The organism is Mycobacterium sp. IS-1556 (assembly GCF_001499985.1).
Classification (GTDB): domain Bacteria; phylum Actinomycetota; class Actinomycetes; order Mycobacteriales; family Mycobacteriaceae; genus Mycobacterium.
This window is the reverse complement of record NZ_LQIM01000034.1, coordinates 201,133-218,865: the sequence shown is the minus strand read 5'-3', so window position 1 is coordinate 218,865 and position 17,733 is coordinate 201,133. Positions and strand designations below refer to the sequence as shown.

At 66.2% G+C, this 17,733-nt stretch carries 20 protein-coding genes; 3 read left to right on the top strand and 17 right to left on the bottom strand.

Going from position 1 to position 17,733, the window contains the following annotated elements:
- Window positions 1-51: 51 nt before the first annotated feature.
- From AU187_RS17515 to AU187_RS17475, 9 genes are all read right to left on the bottom strand, one after another.
- The gene (locus tag AU187_RS17515; protein WP_059167015.1) at window positions 52-885 is read right to left on the bottom strand and encodes an SHOCT domain-containing protein; all 834 of its coding nucleotides are present in this window, start codon (window positions 883-885) and stop codon (window positions 52-54) included.
- A gap of 99 nt (window positions 886-984) precedes the next feature.
- On the bottom strand, window positions 985-1,857 hold the full coding sequence (locus tag AU187_RS17510) for a cutinase family protein (protein ID WP_059167014.1): 873 nt from the start codon (window positions 1,855-1,857) through the stop codon (window positions 985-987).
- 192 nt (window positions 1,858-2,049) lie between these two features.
- A complete protein-coding gene (tuf, locus tag AU187_RS17505; protein WP_059101331.1) occupies window positions 2,050-3,240 on the bottom strand; it encodes an elongation factor Tu in 1,191 nt (396 codons plus the stop codon).
- 164 nt (window positions 3,241-3,404) lie between these two features.
- Window positions 3,405-5,510, bottom strand: coding sequence for an elongation factor G (gene fusA / locus AU187_RS17500; protein WP_082691844.1), 2,106 nt, complete (start codon window positions 5,508-5,510; stop codon window positions 3,405-3,407).
- Window positions 5,511-5,611: 101 nt separating this feature from the next.
- Window positions 5,612-6,082: a 30S ribosomal protein S7 gene (rpsG, locus tag AU187_RS17495; RefSeq protein WP_059101330.1), complete on the bottom strand. Its 471-nt coding sequence runs from the start codon at window positions 6,080-6,082 to the stop codon at window positions 5,612-5,614.
- Entirely contained in the window at window positions 6,082-6,456 is a 375-nt protein-coding gene (gene rpsL, locus AU187_RS17490; protein WP_014209181.1) for a 30S ribosomal protein S12, read from the bottom strand. Before rpsL ends, rpsG begins: the two co-directional genes overlap by 1 nt.
- A 331-nt stretch (window positions 6,457-6,787) precedes the next feature.
- Window positions 6,788-7,375, bottom strand: coding sequence for a TetR/AcrR family transcriptional regulator (locus AU187_RS17485; protein ID WP_059101329.1), 588 nt, complete (start codon window positions 7,373-7,375; stop codon window positions 6,788-6,790).
- A gap of 77 nt (window positions 7,376-7,452) precedes the next feature.
- Complete coding sequence (locus tag AU187_RS17480) at window positions 7,453-7,980, bottom strand: DUF3558 domain-containing protein (protein WP_502687772.1); 528 nt, start codon at window positions 7,978-7,980, stop codon at window positions 7,453-7,455.
- Window positions 7,977-8,510 carry a DUF3558 domain-containing protein gene (locus AU187_RS17475; protein ID WP_059167012.1) on the bottom strand — a complete coding sequence of 178 codons (534 nt, stop codon included), beginning with the start codon at window positions 8,508-8,510 and terminating at the stop codon, window positions 7,977-7,979. The genes AU187_RS17480 and AU187_RS17475 overlap by 4 nt, the downstream gene beginning before the upstream one ends.
- A gap of 87 nt (window positions 8,511-8,597) precedes the next feature.
- Between AU187_RS17475 and AU187_RS17470 the strand changes: the two genes are divergently transcribed.
- Window positions 8,598-9,032 carry a DUF3060 domain-containing protein gene (locus AU187_RS17470; protein ID WP_059167011.1) on the top strand — a complete coding sequence of 145 codons (435 nt, stop codon included), beginning with the start codon at window positions 8,598-8,600 and terminating at the stop codon, window positions 9,030-9,032.
- A complete protein-coding gene (locus tag AU187_RS17465; protein WP_059101325.1) occupies window positions 9,029-9,457 on the top strand; it encodes a DUF3060 domain-containing protein in 429 nt (142 codons plus the stop codon). Before AU187_RS17470 ends, AU187_RS17465 begins: the two co-directional genes overlap by 4 nt.
- Window positions 9,458-9,460: 3 nt before the next feature.
- Here AU187_RS17465 and AU187_RS17460 read toward each other — a convergent pair whose 3' ends face one another.
- The 6 genes from AU187_RS17460 to AU187_RS17435 all read right to left on the bottom strand — a co-directional run bounded on the left by AU187_RS17460 (window position 9,461) and on the right by AU187_RS17435 (window position 15,729).
- Window positions 9,461-10,225 carry a crotonase/enoyl-CoA hydratase family protein gene (locus AU187_RS17460; RefSeq protein WP_059101324.1) on the bottom strand — a complete coding sequence of 255 codons (765 nt, stop codon included), beginning with the start codon at window positions 10,223-10,225 and terminating at the stop codon, window positions 9,461-9,463.
- Window positions 10,222-10,935 carry a PaaX family transcriptional regulator C-terminal domain-containing protein gene (locus AU187_RS17455; protein ID WP_502687771.1) on the bottom strand — a complete coding sequence of 238 codons (714 nt, stop codon included), beginning with the start codon at window positions 10,933-10,935 and terminating at the stop codon, window positions 10,222-10,224. The genes AU187_RS17460 and AU187_RS17455 overlap by 4 nt, the downstream gene beginning before the upstream one ends.
- A 20-nt stretch (window positions 10,936-10,955) precedes the next feature.
- Complete coding sequence (locus tag AU187_RS17450) at window positions 10,956-11,894, bottom strand: crotonase/enoyl-CoA hydratase family protein (protein WP_059167009.1); 939 nt, start codon at window positions 11,892-11,894, stop codon at window positions 10,956-10,958.
- An 88-nt stretch (window positions 11,895-11,982) separates the two neighbouring features.
- Complete coding sequence (locus AU187_RS17445) at window positions 11,983-13,611, bottom strand: acyl-CoA dehydrogenase family protein (RefSeq protein ID WP_059167008.1); 1,629 nt, start codon at window positions 13,609-13,611, stop codon at window positions 11,983-11,985.
- A 47-nt stretch (window positions 13,612-13,658) separates the two neighbouring features.
- Window positions 13,659-14,828, bottom strand: a complete 1,170-nt coding sequence (locus AU187_RS17440) for a phosphatase PAP2 family protein (protein WP_172800291.1) — start codon at window positions 14,826-14,828, stop codon at window positions 13,659-13,661.
- A 148-nt stretch (window positions 14,829-14,976) separates the two neighbouring features.
- Window positions 14,977-15,729: a deoxyribonuclease IV gene (locus AU187_RS17435; RefSeq protein ID WP_059167007.1), complete on the bottom strand. Its 753-nt coding sequence runs from the start codon at window positions 15,727-15,729 to the stop codon at window positions 14,977-14,979.
- Between the two features lie 65 nt (window positions 15,730-15,794).
- On the opposite strand from AU187_RS17435, the gene AU187_RS17430 reads away from it, so the two are divergent.
- Entirely contained in the window at window positions 15,795-16,394 is a 600-nt protein-coding gene (locus AU187_RS17430) for a maleylpyruvate isomerase family mycothiol-dependent enzyme (protein WP_059167142.1), read from the top strand.
- Window positions 16,395-16,460: 66 nt separating this feature from the next.
- Here AU187_RS17430 and AU187_RS17425 read toward each other — a convergent pair whose 3' ends face one another.
- Window positions 16,461-16,868, bottom strand: coding sequence for a cupredoxin domain-containing protein (locus AU187_RS17425; protein WP_059167006.1), 408 nt, complete (start codon window positions 16,866-16,868; stop codon window positions 16,461-16,463).
- 86 nt (window positions 16,869-16,954) lie between these two features.
- Entirely contained in the window at window positions 16,955-17,599 is a 645-nt protein-coding gene (locus AU187_RS17420) for a dihydrofolate reductase family protein (RefSeq protein ID WP_059167005.1), read from the bottom strand.
- Window positions 17,600-17,733 lie beyond the last annotated feature (134 nt).

The window sequence follows — 17,733 nt, the reverse complement described above, 5'->3', positions numbered from 1 at the left end:
AACAGCCGAACTGAAACGTGTTCTAGTAACCGTCCCGTGGGCTGGGACCGCTCAGAGCTCGGCGATGATCTGCTGCCGCTTGGCGGTGTACTCGTCTTCGGAGATCACGCCGGTGGCGCGCAGTGTCTCGAGTTCCTGCAGGCGTTGGGCGGTCGACGGCTCCGGTGCCGCGATCGGCGAGGCAGCCGGCGCCGAGGAGGCCGGCGGTGCGGTCGCGGCCGGTGCCTGCTGGGCGGCGGCTCGTCGCACGACCGCTTGAACTTGTTGCCGGGCAGCGGGGTTGGAACGAAGGTCGATCATGTTGTTCAGGCTGATGTTGTGCGCCTTGAGGATCTGCAGGATCTCCATCAGCGCCGCGGTCTGACCGGTCAGGTCGTACGTCTGGTTGTCCTCGGCGATGGTGAAGTTGGCGGGCATCAGCCCGCTGACCAAACCGCTTCGCTCCCAGTCGATCTGATATTCGTTGGTCATCGGGTCCACCAGTGCGACCAGTTTGCGGTTGGTGATCATCGGCAGCCTGGTGATCGAGGCGAGCACCCGGTCCTGGCTGGCGAACGGCGCGATACCGGGCCCGGAGATCTGCAGGTCGAGTTTCACCAGTGGCTGTTCGTTGATCCGCGTGCCCGTTTCGTGTATGCCCGTGACCTGAGCCAGTGCGAGCACCCCGGTCTGCTCGAGGGCGGCGGTCTTGGCGCTTGACCTCGCGCCCGCGGCGGTGATCGCTAACGCGATCAGCACGTCGACGGCGGTGATGAGCAGACCCGCCCAGAACATCCACTTCATCAGCGGATCGCCACCGGTCGCGAAGTAGATCACCAGGAATATCGGTCCGACGATGCCGCACAGCAACACGAACGCTTGGACCTTGATGTAACGCCACAACATCTGTCTGCCACGCTCCCGTCGTCCGCGACTGCGTGTCAGATTATCGCCGAACCGCCGTCGGCGAGGCTACAAAAGAGCGTGCTTCGGACCGACTGACGATTACTCGGACGTGGCCGTTGCCTGCAGAGACGTCGTCGCGCCCAGTGGTGTGATCGGAAGGGCCTCGGGCGCCTCGGTCGTCGCGGGCGCGGGTCCGACGAGTTGATACAGCGGCTTCGTCCACCGGTACCCACCGGCGGCGGTCGTGTAGCTGGTGTGGATGACGGTCGACACCTTCGACACTTCCTCGGCGTCCGGGTCGTAGTCGCAGACCGCGTCGCCGAGTTCGCACACGCTGATCGTGCGGGCGCCGATGGCCGGTGGCAGCGGTTGCGGAGCGTGGGCCAGGATCGGCCAATCCTGCGCAACGCCCTTTCCGGCGCCCGGGACACTGGTGACCGAGCCGATGTTGATGGTCGGGTCGGCGGGCAGCCGGTCGCCGTCGGCGATCAGCAGCGCGGCAACCATATTCGGGTTCGTACCGGCCGCGTGCAGGTTGCGGTGTACCACCATCGCGCCCTGTGAGTATCCGGCGAGCACCACCTTGGACTCCGGGCAGCGCTGTGTGAACGCCGTGTACTGCGAGCCGAGCGCCGCGGCGCCGGCGTCCACACTGCTCATGAAGCCCAGCCACTCCCCGACGCCGCCATCGTCATCGGGCACCGCGACGGCGGGGTACTCGACGGCCTCGGCGGTCATCGTGCGCCCATCGCGCTGCACCAGCTGCCGCAGATCGAGGTAGGACTGATAGATGTCGTCGCCCATTCCGGCGTTCGCGGTCAGGTCGCCGTCACGCTGACCGGAGCCCGCCGCGCCGAACCAGTGCACGTCGGGGCAACCCGGAGCGGCTTGCGCCAGCCCTGCGGAAAGGCCGGCGAATGCGGCACCTGCGATCGCGGTCGCGCTGGCGAGCGTAGTGAGACGACGAAGCATGAATCCAACCCTTCCGCGCCCCGACCAGGGCAGTCGGAAGGTACATCGTCACAGTCGTCTCAGCCGTTACACCGCACCTCGCGAAAGCGGCGGCCACCCGACGCTGACCGCCGCTAACCCGGTGGCAAGACGGAAATGCCCCGAAACCTCTCGGTTTCGGGGCATTTTCCGTCTGCTCGCGCAGAGATCAGATCACTTGATGATCTTGGTGACCCGGCCGGCGCCGACGGTACGGCCGCCCTCGCGGATCGCGAAGCGCAGACCCTCGTCCATGGCGACGGGCTGGATCAGCTTCACCGAGATGTCGGTGTTGTCACCGGGCATCACCATTTCGGTGCCCTCCGGCAGCGTCACCACACCGGTCACGTCGGTGGTGCGGAAGTAGAACTGCGGACGGTAGTTGTTGAAGAACGGCGTGTGCCGGCCACCCTCGTCCTTGGACAGGATGTAGACCTGGCCCTCGAAGTCGGTGTGCGGCGTGGTGGTGCCGGGCTTCACGACGACCTGGCCGCGCTCGACGTCCTCACGCTTGATGCCGCGCAGCAGCAGACCGACGTTGTCACCGGCCTGACCCTGATCGAGCAGCTTGCGGAACATCTCGACACCGGTGACCGTGGTCTTGGTGGTGTCCGGACGGATGCCGACGATCTCGACTTCCTCGTTCACGTTGATCACGCCACGCTCGACGCGACCGGTGACCACGGTGCCGCGGCCGGTGATCGTGAAGACGTCCTCGACGGGCATCAGGAACGGCTTGTCGGTCTCGCGGACGGGATCCGGGATCGACTCGTCGACGGCCTCCATGAGCTCCTCGACCGACTTGACCCACTTCTCGTCGCCCTCGAGCGCCTTGAGCGCCGACACGCGGATGACCGGGGCGTCCTCGTCGAACTCCTGGGCGGCCAGCAGTTCGCGGACCTCCATCTCGACGAGCTCGATGAGCTCCTCGTCGTCGACGGCGTCGGCTTTGTTCAGCGCGACCAGGATGTAGGGCACGCCGACCTGGCGGGCGAGCAGCACGTGCTCACGCGTCTGCGGCATCGGGCCGTCGGTCGCCGCGACCACCAGGATCGCGCCGTCCATCTGGGCGGCGCCGGTGATCATGTTCTTGATGTAGTCGGCGTGACCGGGGGCGTCGACGTGCGCGTAGTGACGCTTGTCGGTCTGGTACTCCACGTGGGAGATGTTGATCGTGATGCCGCGCTGACGCTCCTCAGGCGCATTGTCGATCTGGTCGAATGCGCGCGACTCGTTCAACTCGGGGAACTTGTCGTGCAGCACCTTGGTGATTGCTGCGGTCAGCGTCGTCTTGCCGTGGTCAACGTGACCGATGGTCCCGATGTTGACGTGCGGCTTCGTCCGCTCGAACTTCGCCTTCGCCACTGTGTGGTCCTCCTGGACTGTGTTGGTGCTTGTCTAAAGCAGTGTTGATCTTTGCAGTTGTTTCTCGCCGCAACGCAACCGGGGTTACTGCCCGGTTGCTTTAGCGATGCTCATTGCTCGACTCCGGGTCAGCTCCGATCCTCGGGCCTGGCGGCCCTCGATTCTCACTGCCCCGTCGCCTTCGCGATGATCTCCTTCGACACGGCCGCCGGAACTTCTGCGTACGAGTCGAACACCATGGAGTAGTTCGCCCGGCCCTGGGTCTTCGACCGAAGGTCGCCGACGTAGCCGAACATCTCCGACAACGGCACCTGCGCCTTGACGACGCGGGCACCGGATCGCTCCTCCATGGCCTGGATCTGACCACGGCGGGAGTTCAGGTCGCCGATCACGTCACCCATGTAGTCCTCGGGTGTGGTCACTTCGACCGCCATGATCGGCTCGAGGATCACCGGCTGCGCAGCCTGTGCCGCTTTCTTGAGCACCTGCGAACCTGCGACCTTGAAGGCCATTTCCGACGAGTCCACCTCGTGGTACGCGCCGTCGAGCAGCGTCACCTTGAGGTTGACCAGTGGGTAGCCGGCCAGCACGCCGTACTGCATGGCGTCCTGAGCGCCGGCGTCCACCGACGGGATGTACTCGCGAGGGATACGGCCGCCGGTGACCTTGTTCTCGAACTCGTAGGTCGCCCCGTCCTCGCCGGTGAACGGCTCGAGGTCGATGAGCACCTTGGCGAACTGGCCCGAGCCACCCGTCTGCTTCTTGTGGGTGAACTCGACCTTCTCGACCTTGCGCTTGATCGTCTCGCGGTAGGCCACCTGCGGCTTGCCGACGTTGGCCTCGACCTTGAACTCGCGCTTCATCCGGTCGACGAGGATGTCGAGGTGAAGCTCGCCCATACCGCCGATGACGGTCTGGCCGGTCTCCTGATCCAGGTGGACCTTGAACGTCGGGTCCTCCTCGGCGAGCTTCTGGATCGCGGTGCCGAGCTTCTCCTGGTCGCTCTTGGTCTTGGGCTCGATGGCCACCTCGATCACCGGATCGGGGAAGGTCATCGACTCCAGCACGATCTGCTCGTTCGCGTCGGACAGCGTGTCACCGGTGGTGGTGTCCTTGAGTCCGATGACGGCGTAGATGTGGCCTGCCGAGGCACGCTCGACGGGGTTCTCCTTGTTGGCGTGCATCTGGAACAGCTTGCCCAGCCGCTCCTTCTTGCCCTTGGTGGAGTTGATGACCTGCGAACCGGACTCGACGGTGCCGGAGTAGACGCGGACGTAGGTCAGCTTGCCGAAGAACGGGTGCACCGCGATCTTGAACGCCAGCGCCGAGAACGGCTCGTCGACCGACGGCTTGCGGCTGATGACCTCGTCCTCTTTGCCGGGCACATGACCCTGCACGGACTCGACGTCCAGCGGCGAGGGCAGGTAGTCGATGACGGCGTCCAGCATGGGCTGCACGCCCTTGTTCTTGAACGCGCTGCCGCACAACACCGGGTACAGCTCGGAGTTGACGGTCAGCTTGCGGATCGCGCCCTTGATCTCGGCGACCGTGAGCTCCTCACCGCCGACGTACTTCTCCAGCAGCTCCTCGTCGGTCTCGGCGACCGCCTCGAGCAGCTTGGTCCGGTACTCCTCGGCCTTCTCGGCGAGCTCGGCCGGGATGTCCTCGACCTCGTACTTCTCGCCGAGCGCGGTCTCGCCGCGCCACACCTTGGCCCTCATCTCGACCAGGTCCACGATGCCGATGAAGTCGTTCTCGGCGCCGATCGGCAGCTGGATGACCAGCGGCGTGGCACCGAGACGCTCCTCGATGGTGCGCACGGTGAAGTAGAAGTCGGCGCCCAGCTTGTCCATCTTGTTGACGAAGCAGATGCGTGGAACGTCGTACTTGTCGGCCTGCCGCCAGACCTGCTCGGACTGCGGCTCCACGCCTTCCTTGCCGTCGAACACCGCGACGGCGCCGTCGAGCACGCGCAGGCTGCGCTCCACCTCGACGGTGAAGTCGACGTGGCCCGGGGTGTCGATGATGTTGATCTGGTTGTCGTTCCAGAAGCAGGTGACGGCCGCGGAGGTGATCGTGATACCCCGCTCCTGCTCCTGCTCCATCCAGTCGGTGGTCGAAGCGCCGTCGTGGGTCTCACCGATCTTGTAGTTGACGCCGGTGTAGTACAGGATGCGCTCGGTCGTCGTGGTCTTGCCGGCATCGATGTGCGCCATGATGCCGATGTTGCGGACCTTGTTCAGGTCGGTAAGCACGTCCTTCTGTGCCACAGAAGTCTTCTCTTTCGCTTGGTAGTTGCTTCGGGTCTGTCGACCGCGGCGCGCTGTGCCTTATGTCGTCGCTTCGCGACTCCGGCACGCCGGCGGTTAAATCACCAGCGGTAGTGTGCGAACGCGCGGTTTGCCTCGGCCATCTTGTGGGTGTCCTCACGCCGCTTGACGGCGGCACCCAGGCCGTTGCTGGCATCGAGGATCTCGTTTGCCAGGCGCTCGATCATGGTCTTCTCGCGGCGCTGCTTGGAGAAGCTGACCAGCCAGCGCAGCGCGAGCGTCACCGAACGGTCCGGCCGCACCTCGACGGGAACCTGGTAGGTGGCGCCGCCGACGCGGCGGCTACGAACCTCGAGCGCCGGCTTGACGTTGTCCATGGCCCGCTTGAGGGTGACCACCGGGTCGGTGCCGGTCTTGTCGCGGGCCTGTTCGAGCGCACCATAAACAATGCGCTCGGCCAGCGATTTCTTCCCGTCCAGGAGAACCTTGTTGACCAGCTGGGTGACCAGCTGCGACCCGTACACCGGATCGTTGACCAACGGACGCTTGGGCGCGGGTCCCTTGCGCGGCATCAGCTCTTCTCCTTCTTCGCGCCGTAGCGGCTACGAGCCTGCTTGCGGTTCTTCACGCCCTGGGTGTCCAGCGAGCCGCGGATGATCTTGTAGCGCACACCGGGCAGGTCCTTCACACGACCGCCGCGCACCAGCACCATCGAGTGCTCCTGCAGGTTGTGGCCCTCACCCGGGATGTAGGCGGTGACCTCGACCGCGCTGGTCAGCTTGACTCGCGCGACCTTGCGAAGTGCCGAGTTCGGCTTCTTCGGCGTGGTGGTGTACACGCGGGTGCACACTCCGCGACGCTGCGGGCTGCCCTTGAGGGCCGCGGTCTTCACCTTGGCGATCTTGTCGCGGCGACCCTTGCGGACCAGCTGCTGGATGGTTGGCATCTACCGGCTTTCTGTGTTGCTGCTCTGAAGTTCTGGTCAAGTCTCTGCACTGCACTTTTGTCCCGGTCACGTACCCCGCGATCGGGTGTGTCGCACACGCCCGCCCGAGGCAATCGAAGGCATTGCCTCAATTCTCAGGGCATGGCGACATGCGAATTGGCCCGGCGTGCAGGCACGCTTCGCAGGTCCTGTTGACAACCGCACCCGCAATGCGCCTTATCTGCCAGGCACGATCGTCCACAATACCAGCACGGGGGCAGCGCTCCAAACCCGTTGGCCGCGCACTAACCGCAGGTCAGGTTACCTTCATGCCGACGGCTCGCTTGTGCGTCTACCGACGTTCCATGCCGGAGGCCAACCGCATCACCATGTCGCTGTACACCGCGTCGGTGTCGATGCCGTCCATCGCTCCGGTCATCTCCAGCAGAACGAACCCGTGCATGGCCGACCAGAACTCCAGCGCCGCATAGAACGCGTTCTCGCCTTCGAGCCCGTAGGACGCCAGCACTGCGATGACGGGTGCGGCCGCCGCCCTGGTGGCCTCGGTGAATTCGGGATCGTCGCCACCCAACGGCATCCGGGTGAAGGCCGAATAGCGACCCGGGTGGTGATGGGCGTAGCTGCGATACGCGCTGGCCATGGCCGTCACCGCGTCGTCGCGGGTGCGCCCCTCGCCCACATTGGTGAGCATGCCGATGATGTCGCCGACGACACGCATCCGCACCGTTCTGCGCAGGTCTTCGAGGCTGTCGACGTGGTTGTACAGCGACGGGCCCTTGGTTCCGAGCTGGGTGGCCAGCGCGTTGATGGTCAACGCGTCCCAGCCTTCGCGGTCCAGGAATGTGAGCGCTGCGTTGACGATCGAGTCGCGACTGAGTCGAGGCGATCGCCTGGTCGGCGTGCCGGAGGGCTGTGCCATGCGCGCGTCGCCCCCTTGCCGTCTCGTCGGTTCCCGGTTGATCCCGGAGAAAACTAACACCTCTAGTTTCCTCCGACTCAGTTGACGCGCTCCTGACTGAGCTCGGCGAGTTTCTTGGTGATCGAGCACAGATCGGGCAGCGTCGCCGGATTCATCGTCTGGATCGACCAGGTGATGACGTCGCCGCCCTTGGCCACATAGAAGCTGCACGCGTTCCCGTCGAACGCCTTGAACCCCTTGTTGCCGTCGACCGACAGTTCGGTGAGCGTGCGGCCGGCGTGCTGTTCCAGCGACCGCTCGGTGTCCATGTCGCTGCCGCGATACCACCAGGTCGAGATGCCCATCCCGGCGCCGACCGTGCCGAACACGGTGTTCTCCTGCCAGAAACAGCCCGCGTCGCTGACGACGGCCCTGGTGAACTGCGCGGAGCCGGCGGCCGCGACGATGTCGCCGTCGGTGATGCCGTTGCAGTCGACGCTGCGGAAACCGCTGTCGACGGCCGTCGGCGACGCGGTCGGGGGCGCGTCGTCGGACGACCCACACGCGGTGAGCAGCGCCGCCGTGGCGGCCAGCGCGGCGATCCCGCGACAGACGGCCACTGTCACATCTCCGACTTCAGCGTGGCGGACAGGAGTCTTTCCGCATCTACGCACGGGTCACCGACAGACTGGTCGCGCCGCTGCACCCACCAACTCAACACCCCGCCGCCGGCCGCGGCGGTGGCCGAGCAGGCGGCGCCGGTGATGTCCCGCCGCGCCACGAACGCCTGATGACGTTCGACCACGGTCTCGGTTATTTTCGCGCCCCGCTTGGTGGCCAGCTCGCGTTCGCGGTCGAGGCTGCCGGTCTGAAACCAGGAGAATGTGGCGTCGATTATCGCGTCGCCACTGAACAACACGTACTGGCAGACCGCACCGCTGTAGGGCCGCATGACGCGATCGGCGCCCAGGATGTCGCGGACGGTGTCGTCGTCGAGCAGAGCGCATCGGTCGTTGGCGTAGCCGTAGTTGCGCTCGGAATCGGGTCCGTCGGGATGAGCCCGCTGCGCGCTTCCCTCGACGGTCTCAGCACACCCTGCCACCGTCACCACCGCTACGATCGCCGCGACAGCAATCGAACCGACCCGCCAACCCATCGCCGCTCACGCTACCCAGCGCCGGCGTTCATGGCGACTCCGACGAACCATGCCAAGACCGGCATCCGGCCACGTACGCTCTCCCCCATGATGTGGACTGTTGTCGCCCGGGCACTTACGGCATCCGCCGTCGTGTTTCCGCTGATCCTCACCGCTCCGGGCGCGTATGCGCAACCGGTGGTCTGCAACCCGTTGGCGCGTAACTGCGCCGACACCGGTGTCGTCGGCGCCCACCGGGGGACTGACACCCACATCACGGGTATCGGCCTCGTTGAGACGATCGACTGCAAAAACTCCACTCTGCTCGTCAATGGCACGGGTAATCAGATCACCGCGCTGGGCACCTGCTGGGGGGTGACGGTGCAGGGCAGCGGCCACGTCGTCGTAGCCGACAACGTCATCAACGATGTGACGGTCTACGGCTGGGACCAGACCGTGCTGTACAAGAACGGAGCGCCGGTGGTCTTGGACCGCGGACGCGAACTGGGCATGACCAACCGCATCAATCGGGTACCCGCATGAGCACAAGCACGCATTCCCTGTCCCGCTACATCGCCGCGACGGTTGCCGGGGGCGCCGCCGCGGCCGCGCTGCTGCTCGCCGGCTGCGGATCCGAGAGCAGCGACACCAACAGGCCGACCGCGACGGCGGGGACGTCGGGCGCCCAGGTCGAGATCGGCAACACGATCAACTACGGCTCGTTCGGCACCACGGCCGACATCGACTGCGCCGACGGCAAATCGCTCAACATCGGCGGGTCCAACAACACGCTGACCGTCAAGGGCACCTGTTCCAACGTGAACATCGGCGGTGCGGACAACAAGGTCAACTTCGAAAAGGTCGACAAGGAGATCAGCGTCGTCGGCCTGAACAACACCGTGACATATCAGGACGGTGATCCGAAGATCAACGACACCGGCACCAACAACAAGATCACCAAGGCCTGACTGTCAGGCGCTGGCTCCGTGCCGACCCGCACCGGCCGCGAAACGTGCTGCCCCTTCCAGTGATTCGGCGGCCACGCGCGACATGCTGCCGAACTCGAAATCCATCGCCTCGGCCTCCGCACGTCCCCACTGGTTGAGCATCGACAGTCGATCGGCGCGCATGCACTGCTGCGGCAGCGTGGCGAGTTCGGCGGCAAGTTCCTCTGCCCGTTGGCGCGCTTCACCTTTGGGCACCACCCGGTTGGCCAGACCCATCGAGAGGGCCTCGGCCGCATCGACGGCGCGGCCCGTGAGTATGAGATCCATTGCGCGGCTGTGCCCGATCAGCCGCGGCAACCGCACCGTGCCACCGTCGATCAGCGGCACCCCCCAACGGCGGCAGAACACACCCATGACCGCGTCCTCCTCGACGACGCGCATGTCGCACCACAGCGCCAATTCCAGACCGCCCGCGACCGCGTAGCCACTGACAGCGGCGATCACCGGCTTGGACAACGCCATTCGGCTCGGCCCCATCGGACCGGGGCCGGTGCGATGCACGGGGTTGGCGTCGGGCGTGCCGAACGCCTTGAGATCCGCTCCGGCGCAGAAGGTCCCGTTGTCCCCCCACAGAACCGCGACGGCCGCCGAGTCGTCCTTGTCGAACTCGTCGAAGGCCGCGTACAGCCCCGCGGCGGCCGGACCGTTGACGGCGTTGCGAGCCTCGGGCCGGTTCATGATCACGGTCGTGACGGCACCGTTCTTCTCGACCCGTACCCCACCTGTCATGTCGCCTCCATCAGTCGGTCACTGTCGCGCCGCGCGGACAACTCCGCGGCGAAGTCGGTGTACGCCTGGCGCAGCGCAGCGCCGGGCCAGTCGTCGGGCAGCAGTTGGTCCGGCAGTACCGGATCGGTGAGCAGGTGGCGGACGATCGCGGCGGCCGCGACGAAACGCCCGGGTACCTCAGCGGCCGAACCCATTTCGTCGAGCAGCGCCCGGCCGGTCCGCACCCAACCCGGCAGGTCCCACAGCCGGGCCGCCAACTCCGCGGGCTCGGCGTCACGGGCTTGCAATACCCGTGCCCGCCCCAGCACCTGCGGCGGCAATTCGGCGTCGAGGTTGTCGGGCCGCAGCCACACCCCTTCCCGCAACTCGGCGAACCGGCCGTCGTGCAAGGCGTTGCGCAGTGCGGCGCGGGTCCGGGCGTCGGTGCCGACGCTGGTGATCACCACCGTTGTCCAGTCGCCGTCCCACGTGCGCAGTCGCGGATTGATGGCGTCGTCCTGGCGACGCTGCCGCGCCAACAGCCGGTCCGACAATCGATAGCCATCCGCCGAACGCACCAGGTCGCCGGCGCTGACCATTCGTGTCAGCGCGACCCGGACGGTCGGCTCGCGGATATCGAAATCGGCCGTGAGACGGAGCAGTTCGCTGACCGTGGCCCATGCCGGGTGCGCGCCGAGCAGCACGCTCAACATAACTGAGCGGGCCGTCATCCGCGAAAGCGACTTCGGCATCACACCCCGGATGTCTTGCGGCCGTGGTCGCCGAACGGTTCGTCACGCTGCCGCACCGCCTCGCGGAAACCGTGTTCCCGTGACTGTGCGACGAACGCATGCCCTTCGGGTGTGTGTCGCGCGATGCCGTCGAACACGGTCGAGATCATCGCGCTGTTCGCGGTGCCCTGGTTGTACAGCGCCGAGTTCATCGCCAGTTTGACCATGATCAGCTGGTTGATCGGCACGCGCGCGATCCGCTCGACCAGTCGCTCTGTGCGCTCGTCGAGGTCCTCCGGCGAGGGCGCCTCCACCGCCAGCCCCCATTCCGCGGCCTGCGCGCCGGTGATCGAATCGCCGGTCAGCAGAAGGCGTTTGGCTCGCTGATCGCCGAGCCGATGTGCCCACATCCCCGCCGCCGGCACCCCCCAGACGCGGGTCGGCGGATAGCCGATCTTGGCGTCGGCCGCCGCGATCACCTGGTCGGCATGCAGGGCGATGTCGGTTCCGCCCGCGACGCAGTAGCCGTGGATCTTGACGACCGTCGGCTTGTCGCAACGCATCAGGCTGGAGAAGCCGCGAACGAACCGGCTCATCATCTGATAGTCGATCATCGGATCCCACGGCTGATCCGGCAGATGGTTCACGGCCTGCGTCTTGCCCGACAACACGGTGTCGCGGTACGGGTTGCCGCCACCGGCCGACGATGAGCCCTCGGCGTACGCCGACAGGTCGAATCCTGCGCAGAACCCTTCGCCCCGCCCGGAAACCAGGATCACGTGCACGTTCGGGTCGAGGTCGGCCCGTTCGACGAGTGCCGACAGTTCCAGTGGCGTGTCCGCGACGATCGCGTTGCCCTTCTCCGGCCGGTTGAACGTGATGCGGGCGACCCGGTCGGTGACGTCGTAGGTCATCGTCTTGAGGTCGTCGAAGTCGACGGGCCTGATCGCGTGCGTCATACCGGGCTCACCATCCCGCGTGAACAGACGCAAAGTGCCCCGAAATGGCGTGGAAACAGGGCAATTTGCGTCTTCTCGCCCAGGGGCGTCATCCCTTCACCAGGGCGCGTTCGATGATCGGCGCGAGATCAAGCCCAGTGGGCAGGGTTCCGAATGCACCGCCCCACGCTCCGCCCATCCGGGTGGCCAGGAACGCCTCGGCGACCGCGGGATGTCCGTGGCGCACCAGCAGCGACCCCTGCAGCGCGAGGCTGATGTCCTCGGCGACCTTGCGGGCGCGGTACTGGATGGTCTCCAGGTCGCCTAGGGCCGGCCGCAACGCGTCGACATGGGCATCCAGGTGCGGATCAGAGCCCGCCGTGACGGCAAGCTCGTCGAACAGCACGTCGATGCACTCCGGCCGAGTCGCCATGGCGCGCAACGTATCGAGCGCACTGACGTTGCCCGAGCCTTCCCAGATGCCCATCAGCGGCGCTTCCCGGTACAGCCGCGCCATACCGAAGTCCTCGACGTAGCCGTTACCGCCGAGGCATTCCATCGCTTCGGCGGCGTGCGGGGTGGCGCGCTTGCACACCCAGTACTTGCTGGCCGCCAAGCCGATTCGGCGCAGCAGCGTCTCGCGGGCATCGCCGCGCACGGCGGCGTCGGTCGCGCCGGCCATGCGCATCGCGACGATCGTCGCCGCCTCGGCCTCGACGGCGAGGTCGGCCAGCACGTTGCGCATCAGCGGCTGATCGATCAGATACTCGCCGAACGCTTTTCGATGCTGTGCGTGATGGATCGCCCGGGCCAGGCCGTTACGCATGCTGGTTGCGCTGCCCAGCGTGCAGTCCAGGCGGGTGAGGTTGACCATCTCGATGATGGTCGGCACGCCGCGGCCCTCTTCGCCGACGAGCCACGCGATCGCGCCGTCGTACTCCACCTCGGACGATGCGTTGGCGTGGTTGCCCAGTTTGTCTTTCAACCGCTGCAAGAACATCCGGTTGCGGCTGCCGTCGGGCAGCACCCGCGGCAGCAGGAAGCATGAGAGCCCGCCCGGCGCCTGCGCCAGCACGAGGAAGATGTCGGACATCGGCGCCGAGGTGAACCACTTGTGGCCGCGCAGCGAGTAGCTGCCGTCAGCGTTCGGGGTCGCCTCGGTCGTTCCGGCGCGCACGTCGGAGCCGCCCTGCTTCTCGGTCATCGACATGCCCGCGGTGATGCCGGCCTTGGTGGTGGGCACCTTCAGTTCGGGGTCGTACTCGCGGCTCACCAGCAGCGGCTCGTACACCGCCGCCAACTCGGGGTTGTGACGCAGCGCGGGCACGACGGCGTAGGTCATCGAGATCGGGCACATGTGTCCCGGCTCGGGCGTCCACACCGATGTCTTGGCGGCACGCACGATGTGGGCGCCGGGCCGGTCATCGACCCACGGTGCGGCGTGCAGCCCGTGGCCGACGGCGACGGTCATCAGCGAGTGGTAGGCGGGGTCGTACTCGACCTCGTCGACGCGATGCCCGTAGCGGTCGTGGGTGCGCAGGATCGGTTGGTTGCGGTCGGCCAGCTCGCCCCAGTGCTGCGCCTGCCGTGACCCCGACAGCGCGCCCAGCTCGGTGACCTCGTCGAGGCCCCACTCGCCGCCCTCGCGGATCAGCGCCTCGGTGAGCACCGGCGACGTCGCCGGGTTGTAATCCTCCAGCGGGGAGACTTGGTTGGTGACGACGTGCGTGTCTGGCATGACGTCGATATTACACTTTCCCTACAGTCGCACAATACTCGTAACAGTCAGTCCCCGACGCGCACGCTGGGGACGACCGTTTCCTCATGCGGCTCGTCAGGGGACTCCGCACAACCGCTGTCGTCCCCAGTGCCCTGCTCTTGCGTGACCTCACTGGTCTTGTTGGGTTTTCGGGCTCGCCACGCCTGATACCGGTTGAGCGCGACGATCATGGCAACGGCCAACGCCCAGCCCAGCAGAATGTCGATGACGTAGTGCTCGGCGGTGTACACCAAGGTGAAAGCCATGACCAGCGGGTAGATCACCAACAGCGGTCGCCAACCCCGGTGCACCCGGCTCCACAGGAACATCGCGACGGCGGCGGTCATGGCAGCATGCAGCGACGGAATGGCGGCGACCAGGTTGACACTGGCCTGCCCCTGGTCGAGCAGTGCAGTGGCGGAGTGGAGGTTCAGCTTGCCCCAGCCCCGTCCGACGATCCGCTCGATCCAGTCGTTGGCGCCGTCCCGCGTGGTATCCATGGCGCCGAGCAGACCTCCGTCGGGCACGCCGCGGGCCGACCGAAACATGCACCGGGGATTGGCCGGGCCGTCGGCGATGTCGGCCGGGGTGCAGCGCGCGGCGGCCCATGGTGGTGCGGCAGGAAGCAGTGCGTAGATCGCCAATCCGGCGAATGACAGCCCGACGAACAACCGGACGAAAGCCTTCCATTCCTCGCGGTCGCGCAGCCACAGCACGCCGGCCACCACGTAGGGCAGGATGAAGAACGACATATAGACGCAGCTGATGACGACTTCCCACCAGGGCGGATGCGGAAGCTTCAGCTGTTCCTGCAGCCACACGGTCGGCACCGTCCCGAAGAACAGCCACCGGTCCACGTCAACGGGCCACTCCCACAACGTCGGCCGGCCGATCATGTCCGCCGCGCCCCTGCTGAGGTCGTAGGCGATGAGCACCACCGCGAACGGCAGCCAGTCGCGAATGATGTACAACATGCGGCGGCCTTGACCGATGCTCGCGGCGGCCAACCCCGTACAGACGTAGAGCAGTACCAACTCACGGTTGAATGCGAAGCCGTCGGTTGCCGTGCGATAGATGATGACCGCGGCCCAGATTCCAATCGCGACCCAGCGCAGGATCCGGAGCCACCGACGGCGCTTGGGAGCGGGGGCAGTCGCTTCTGTCAGCACAAGTGACTGCTGGTCAATGGCGGACACAAGAGCCTCTCGATGCCGGTCGGCGATCAGTACCGCCTGTTCCCGCCGAAGATCCTAGTTAACCGCCACGCCACCGAAAATTTGAAGGCCGTTTTTGTTACGGCACTGTGCTCAAGCGACCGGTCGACCAGGCGGTCAGCCAGCCCGGTCAGCCACAGTGCTCGCGGAGGAACGCGATGTCGTCCTTGCGGCCCTCGTCGGAGGTCTCGCAGATCACCGGCGCGTCGGCCGCTTTGACGACCGCCACCAGTAGCTGCGGGTCGATCTGACCGGTACCGAAGTTGGCGTGCCGGTCGGCGCCGGAACCGGCGGCGTCGCGCGAGTCGTTGCAATGCACCAGATCGATGCGCCCGGTCAGCGCCTTGATGCGGTCGACGGCGTCGATCAGCGCTTCACCTGCGGCCCAGGCGTGGCAGGTGTCCAGGCAGAACCCGATGCCCTTGTCGCCGATGTGGTCCCACAACCGGCCGATGACGTCGAAGTGGCGGGCCATCGCGTGGTCGCCGCCCGCGGTGTTCTCCAGATACACGGGCACGTCGGTTTCGAGGTAGTCGAGCGCTTTGACCCAGCGCTCGAAGCCGGCTTCGTAGTCGTTGTCGTCGGCGTGGCCACCATGCACGATGACCGCCGTCGCGCCGACATCGGCCGCCGCGTCGCAGGTGTCCTGCAGGATCTTGCGCGACGGGATGCGCACCCGGTTGTTGGCCGACGCGACGTTGATCAGGTACGGCGCGTGCACGTAGAGCGGCATGCTCGACGCCTTGAGTACGGCGGCGTCCTCGCGCGGCTTGGGCTTCTTCCAGCTCTGCGGGTTGCCGAGGAAGAACTGGACCACGTCGGCGCCGTCCGCCGAGGCGTCGGCCAGGGGGTCGTCTCCGTGAACATGCGAACCGATAAGCACGATGCCGAGTCTAGGCGGGCCGGCCGACAGCGATGAGTCTCGCCAGCGAGGCGGGTCCCTCTTTCATGCCCAACGATGTGTGGCCGCTGGTTCATGCGGAGCGGCGAGCGCTGATCGCCGACCTCGAACGCCTCGACGACGCCCAGTGGGCGCAGCCCTCCTTGTGCGACTGGTGGAGCGTGCACGACGTGGCCGCTCACATGGTCGACGTGGCGACGACGACGCGGTTGGGCTTCATCGTGGCGATGGCGAAGGCTCGCTTCGACTTCGACAGGCAGAACGCGCAGGGCATCGAGCGTGCGCGCGGCGCCACGCCGCAGCAGACGTTGCAGCGACTGCGCGAGGTGGCGGCCCGGACGTCGACTCCACCCGCCCCGCTCGACACCCGCATCGTCGAGGAGGTTCTCCACGGCGAGGACATCCGCCGGCCGCTCGGACTCACCCGCGACTATCCGCAGGAGGCGGTGGCCAGATCGTTGCACTGCCTTGTCGGCATGTCCGCGAAATTCGGCGGGGCGAAGGAGCTCGTCGCCCGGGTACGCCTCAGCGCAACGGATTTCGACCTTTCTGTCGGCGACGGCCCCGAGGTGCGCGCGCCCGCACTCGACCTGCTCCTCGCCGCATCGGGACGACACACGCCGTGTGTGAATCTGACGACGTTCTGAGCCAGAAACCGTCGTCAGTTTCACAGTCGGCACGTAAAAGCCCCCGCACGCGGCGGCGTTCACTGGTTACTGGACCGTCAGTGTTGCCGCCATGTTGGCGTGGTATTTGCAGTGAAATGCGTAGCTCCCGGGCTGGGCTGGCGCCACCAACGTCGAAACGCCGCCTCCGCCGGACACCCTGATGTCGAACAGATTGCCCTGATCGGCTGTAACAGAGTGGGCTCCGTCGGCCTTGTTGACAACGGTGATCCGCTCACCCGGCTTCACCGACGGCGGTACGGCGAAGGCGTAGTCGGTGATCACGATCTCCGGGCCCGCCGGCGCAACGGGAGTTGGACTCGGCGAGTATGCCGTTTCGGCTGTCGGGGCCTGGCCACCTGTCGTCACCGGCGCCGACGAATCGTCGCCACCGCATGCAGCCACACCCCCGACGAGCGCTATCGACATGAGCATCATCGCGACGTGTCGCATCATGTTCGCCCCCTGGTAACGACGAAGCGCGCACGTAAAGCATCGCACCGACACCAAACGTCCGTCTACTGCGAAAGACGCAGCGGAGCTCAGCGCCGCCAGAACAGGTGATGGGTGACGCCGCTGGGACTGGGGACGACCTCGTGGTGAAACCGGTCGTCGAGTTCGTCCGGTGAATCCCAGAGACGCGACCCGGAACCGAGTTCCACCCGTGAGACGGCCACGTGCAGCGTGTCGACGAGCCCCGCGTCGAGGAACTCCCGGATGGTGGTGGCCCCGCCACCCAGGCGGACGTCCTTACCGTCGGCGGCCGCCTTCGCCCGCTCGAGGACCGTGGCCGGATCGGCATTGACGAAGTGGAATGTGGTGTCCGACAGCGTGAAGGACGGCCGTTCGTGATGCGTCATGACGAAGACCGGGGTGTGGAACGGCGGCTCGTCGCCCCACCAGCCAAGCCATTCGTGATCTCGCCATGGGCCACGCTGCGGGCCGAACTTGTTGCGGCCCATGATCTCTGCACCGATGTTGTGGTGGAAGTCGCGCGTCAAGTAGTCGTCGAGCCCGCGGGTACCGCCCGGGTCCGTGCGGTTGGGCCAGCTTGCCGTCGCGCCCGCCCACGCGAACATGTCACCGGGATCGGCGTGGCCGAACGGTCGCTCAAAGCTTTGGTTCTCCCCCGCGCCGAATCCGTCGCGCGAGACGTTGAAGTTCTGAACCTTGAGAAGTTGGGTCACGCCCAGTTAGACCACCCGGGACGGTGGACCTCATCGCGGGTCACGATCACAATGTCGGCCTGACAGCGTTTCCGTGCATATATATCCGCGACGGCGCCCTCAGCACGACATTGTGTAAGCGACACGAAAAAGCC